Origin of the sequence: Candidatus Cryosericum odellii (assembly GCF_003570935.1) — a bacterium.
Taxonomy (GTDB): domain Bacteria; phylum Caldisericota; class Caldisericia; order Cryosericales; family Cryosericaceae; genus Cryosericum; species Cryosericum odellii.
The window spans coordinates 1-5,661 of the sequence record NZ_QXIU01000263.1; the positions used below are offsets into that span (position 1 = coordinate 1).

A 5,661-nucleotide genomic window follows, 5' to 3' on the forward strand; every position below is an offset into this window, starting at 1 on the left:
GAAGACGACGGCGAGCCCTTCGACGAGAAGATGAAGCGGCTCACTACACAGCTCAGCGAGCAGATGCAGGAGTCGAAGAGACTAGACGATGAGATCCGCAAGAACCTGAAAGGGTTAGGTTATGACGTCAAAGAGTAGGTGTGTTCCAGGGAATCGACAAGCTAGCGTCTACGGCAGCTTCGCTGGTGACTTCAAATCAGACCGCCTTATTGACCTGTGTGAGCCTGGCGAGGGAGTGCAAACCGGGCCCTTCGGGAGTCAACTTCACCAAGAGGACTACGTTTCAGCAGGAATACCGATCATCACCGTTGAACACTTGGGTGAGAACCGCATCCTACATTCGAACTTGCCCGGCGTGTCTGATGCCGATCGGGCTCGCCTATCCAGATATGCGTTGCGAAGGGGTGATATCGTTTTCAGTCGGGTCGGCTCCGTGGACCGTCGAGCTTTGGTTTGGGAGGATGAAGACGGCTGGTTGTTTTCGGGCCGTTGCCTACGAATCCGTCCGAATCAGAGTCGAATTGACTCTCGCTACCTGTCCTACTTCTTTGGTCTTCCCGGTTTCAAGGAACACATACGGGCTATTGCTGTCGGCGCGACGATGCCGTCACTTAACACCCAGCTCCTGAGCAACGTTCCCATCTACTACCCTCCACTCTCAGAGCAGCATGCAGTTGCGCATATCCTCGGCACGCTGGACGACAAGATCGAGCTCAATCGGCGGATGAACGAGACACTGGAGGAAAGGGCACGAGCACTCTTCAAGAGCTGGTTCATCGACTTCGATCCCGTCTACGCCAAGGCCGAAGGCTGCGACCCCGGCCTCCCCGCCGACATCGCTGCTCTGTTCCCCGACTCCTTCGAAAACTCTGAACTGGGCGAGATCCCCAAGGGGTGGACAGCTCGGAAAGTGGGCGAATTGCTCGAACTGGTCTATGGGAAGGCGCTCAAAGAAAGCGACCGAAGAAGTGGTACTGTCGCCGTGTATGGTTCGAATGGTCAGATCGGCTGGCACGATGAGAAGCTCGAAACTGGGCCCGGCATCATTGTTGGACGCAAGGGCAACCCAGGCATCGTAACGTGGGCTCCGAGGGCCTTCTATGCCATAGACACAACATTCTACGTCGTGCCCAAGCCCAGCTGTCCGAGCCTCTACTTCCTCTTTTTTGCGCTGCAGGACATTGATTTGCCGTCAATGGGTGCCGACTCGGCAGTACCTGGTTTAAATCGAAACCTTGCCTACTTGAGCGCAGTGTCACTGCCTCCATTGGCTGTTCTGAAGCGGTTTGACCAGAGCGTCGGTGTTCTGTTCGATCGAATGAACCAAACTCAGTGCGAATCTCGCACTCTCACCGCGCTTCGCGATACACTGCTGCCCAGACTTCTCTCAGGAGAACTGCGGGTAGATGTCGCAGGGCAACTTGTGGAGGTCAACTTATGAGTCATACGACACTGACCAATGAGAACACCTTGGATCAATGGGTAAGGGGGCACGCCCGTGAGGCACAAGGCGTGATTGTCGACCTTGTCCGCCGGCTTGTTGCAGCTTCGGTTCCTGGACCTAGGGAAAGGCGGTTTCCAGGCGGTGATAGCATAGAACAACCCGGCGAAGATGGCCGTCTGGTAACCGACTTTGNNTTTAGGCTTGTCTTTGTGGGAAATAGGCACCGGTATCTCGCCCAGAGAGAAGGCAACTTCCGATTACGACAAGCTTACTGAGAATACCCTGACAGAGGTCAGGAAGGAAGCGACGTTCATTTTCGTTACACCCCTGTCTGGCCGGAGAGGCTGGGTATACAGCGGAAGAGCAAGGTCGCAAGTTGACTGGCGGGCAGAGCGGGCGCAGCGAGGTGAGTGGCGGGACGTTCGGGTTATTGACGGTACGAAGTTGGTCGACTGGTTGAGCTACTTCCCTTCAGTTGATACTTGGCTTGCGGGCATTATGGACATTCCAGTTCAGGCCATCGACACTCCGGAGCAACACTGGACTGACGTGTCCACTATTGGCGATCCGCCTCCGTTGATCCCCGAGCTGTTTCTTGCTAACCGTGACGACGCCTGTAACAGACTCGAAGAGGTATTTGCAGGGACAGCACTCCAGCTCAGACTGACGACCCATTTCCCGGGTCAGCTTGCGAACTTCGTGTCTGCCTACGTTGCGGCCATGAGCACCAACGCGCGAATTGAAGCGGTTAGCCGATGTATCATCGTCTCCAACAGTGATGCGTGGAATCAGATTACTAAGTCGGGGTTGCTCAAGGGACATGTGTTAGTGGCAGCTTTCAGCCTTGATGACACTGACACTGACGGAGCATTGCTATTGGAGCGGGCCAAGCGGGCGGGACACGCAGTGGTCTTCGCGGGATTGCCTGGGGGAATTCCACATCCAAATACAGCTTCGTTGCCAAGCCCAAGGATCCAACAAGTCGCCGAGGCCCTACAAAAGGCGGGTTACGGAGAAGAACGCGCTCGTGTGCTGGCCCAGAAGAGTGGGGGCAACTTGGACATGCTATTGAGGCTACTCCAACATCTCTCGACCATGCCTGAGTGGGCCCAAAAAACGGACGCTGGGGATCTTAAGATTGCACAGCTACTGGGTGCTTGGAACGAGAACCTGCCAGCTGATACGGCAATCGTTGAGCAACTGTCAAAAAAAGCATATGGGGAGTGGATTGAAAAGATGCGTGAGATCGCGCTGCGACCGAACACTCCCCTAGTTCAGCATGGAGGAATCTGGAAGGTCACAGCGCGTTACGAGGGATGGTACAGTCTGGGTTCCTGCATCTTCGACGAGGATCTAGATGTACTGCGGCGAATCGCCACCGACATCTTGCTTGAACCTGACCCGAAGTTCGAGCTGTCGACGGAGCAACGCTTTGCTGCAAGTGTTCACGGCAAAGTCTTGGGCCATTCCGACCAACTGCGGAAAGGAATAGCGGACACACTAGCTCTTCTCGGCAGTCAACAAAAAGCGCTTACATCAACTACCGCGGGAAAGGCTGAACAAGTGGCAACGTTGGCTGTCCGAGACATTTTGCTAGGCGCAAACTGGGTGCTGTGGGCCAGCTTGAATGATTTGTTGCCTCTTCTTGCGGAGGCCGCCCCACATGAGTTCCTTGATATCATTGAGAAGACATTGCACAGTACCCCGTGTCCTTTTGATGCCGTGTTTGCTCAAGAAAGCTCCGAGTTTGGTGGTGGCAACTACATGACAGGCGTGCTGTGGGCCTTGGAGACTCTTGCTTGGGACCCTGACTATCTCATAACAGTAGCCGTCATCTTGGGGGAACTTGCCGCGCGCGATCCTGGCGGAAAATGGGGGAATCGACCAGCAAACTCACTGTCGACAATTCTTCAGCCGTGGTTGCCACAGACCTGTGCTTCGGTAGCGCAACGAAAAGCTGCTGTTCAGGCGGTCCTCCGCGAGTTTCCGGACGTGGGCTGGAAGTTGCTCCTTGATTTGTTGCCTGATGCCCACAAGGTGTCGATGGGCTCCAGAAGGCCGGCTTGGCGAGAGACGATTCCCGATGACTGGATTGAGGGTGTGTCTCAAAGAGAACACTGGAAACAGGTTTGTGTCTACGCAGATCTGGCGGTAGATGTAGTGAAGAATGACGTCTCTAGGCTCGTCCAGTTGACAGATCGTTTGGATGACCTGCCTGAACCAGCACGGAAGCAGCTTCTTACCCATTTCGGCTCAGATTCTGTCACGTCGATACCAGAAGCGGACCGATTCCAGCTTTGGGATCACCTCATGTACTTGGTTGCCAAGCATAGGGGATTCGCGGGTGCCGAGTGGGCTCTCAAACCAGAGATAGTCGATGAGATCGACGCAGTTGCCCACGCCCTTGCTCCAAGAACTCCATCGCTCATCCATCGACGACTGTTTCGCAGTGACTATCTTGAGTTCTTCGATGACAAGATTGGATATGACGAACAGGAAAGGCAACTTGACGAACAACAGCAGAAAGCACTACAGGAAGTCTGCGCAGCGGAGGGCCCAGAGGGGCTTTTGACATTTGCCACAAGCGTCGAATCGCCCATGCGTGTCGGGAATGCTCTTGGCGCAATCGCCGATAGTACAATCGACGGATTATTCTTGCCATCCTTGCTGAACACAGAAACACGATCGTCGCTTCGCGAGTTCGTGGGTGGGTTCATCTGGCGGAGGTTCCATGTGCAGGGGTGGCAGTGGGTTGATGGTCTTGGCGCCCAAGCATGGTTGCTAGTGGACCGAGGACAGCTGCTCGCTTTCTTGCCATTCTCATCGGAGACTTGGGAACGAGCATCCCTTTGGCTGTCAGACGACGAGTCGCCCTATTGGAGCAGGGCAGCGGTCAACCCATATATGGCTGATGAGAAGCTGGCCTTTGCCGCGGGCCGCTTGGTCAAGTATGGCCGGCCGTACGCGGCGATTCTGTGCCTTGAGAGGATGGCTCATGAGAAGCAACACCTGGACAGCGAACAGGTTGTCGGGACGCTACTAGCAACCTTGGACACCGTGGAGAAACCTCCTCAGGGGAGAGGAGACGCGATTGCCAAGCTGATACAGACACTGCAGGACGATCAAGCGGCCAACCGCGAAAAAGTCATGCAGGTGGAATGGGCATTCGTACCTTTGCTCGACGGGCACCTTGGGGCTACTGCAAGGTTCCTAGGGAGGCGGCTCGCCGAAGAACCGAGCTTCTTCTGTGAGGTCATTCGCGCCGTGTTTCGCTCTGAGCAGGAAGCAGACATCAAACCCGAACTGACTGAAGAACAGAAGCGCATCGCTGGGAATGCATATAGCCTGTTGGATGAATGGAGAATTCCGCCCGGCAGCCGGGAAGACGGGACGTTCGACGGCGATGCATTGCACAAGTGGTTTGGAAGCATGAAGTCAATCAGTGGAGAATCGGGCCACCTGGGAATTGCCATGACGATGGCAGGAAAGGTTTTGATGTACGTTCCTGCTGATCCAAACGGTCTGTGGCTGCACCGAGCGGCTGCCGAGGAACTCAATGCTGGGGACGCCGACGACCTACGCAGCGGGTACCAGACGGGGCTATTCAACTCGCGTGGAGGCCACTGGGTCGACCCCAAGGGCACGGAAGAGCGCAATCTGGCCAAGAAGTACCGGGAGCAAGCTGACCAAATCGAGCTAGCCGGGTACCAGCGGTTAGCCGCCACACTGAGACAGCTGGCCCATGAATATGACCATGAGGCCGAGCGAGTGGGACGAGACAACGAATTCAATGAATAGCTGGCATNNATCAGGTATGCTCATGTTTAGTGCACAGGAGGGTATCGTTGCAGGAATCGGATCTTGAGTCTGTCGCCTTGAACTGGGAGTGCGACTGCGGTTTCCAAGTCGTTTCTGGTCCTTCCATTGCCCCTGGCGAGCCTGCGGCCGAACGTTCTTCCTATGAGCAGGTCATCCTTGAGGGTCGCCTCTGCACTGCACTGAGGCGCCTGAACCCTGCTATCCCTGCTGACTGTCTGGATGATGTGGTGTGCCGGTTGGAACGGCAGGAGGTGCCTTCGCTGGTACAGAGCAACCGGTTGTTCCACCGGTGGCTGGTGAGTGGCTTCCCGGTCGAGTACCAGGGGGCTAATGGCAGCATCAAGGGCGACTTGGTGAGGCTGGTGGACTTCGACCATCCGGAGGCCAACGACTGGCTG

At 55.7% G+C, this 5,661-nt stretch carries 3 protein-coding genes and 1 pseudogene; all 4 read left to right on the plus strand.

Annotation, left to right across the window (positions count from 1 at the left end):
• Positions 1-138 (plus strand): annotated as a pseudogene (locus SMC5_RS11835) (SAM-dependent methyltransferase); the annotation flags it as partial.
• Complete coding sequence (locus SMC5_RS10275; RefSeq protein WP_119087849.1) at positions 122-1,441, plus strand: restriction endonuclease subunit S; 1,320 nt, start codon at positions 122-124, stop codon at positions 1,439-1,441. The pseudogene SMC5_RS11835 and the gene SMC5_RS10275, both read left to right, overlap by 17 nt.
• Positions 1,442-1,942: 501 nt before the next feature.
• Entirely contained in the window at positions 1,943-5,242 is a 3,300-nt protein-coding gene (locus SMC5_RS10280; protein ID WP_207799229.1) for a hypothetical protein, read from the plus strand.
• A 47-nt stretch (positions 5,243-5,289) separates the two neighbouring features.
• The coding region (locus SMC5_RS10285; RefSeq protein ID WP_207799230.1) for a type I restriction endonuclease at positions 5,290-5,661 on the plus strand (372 nt) is incomplete at its 3' end.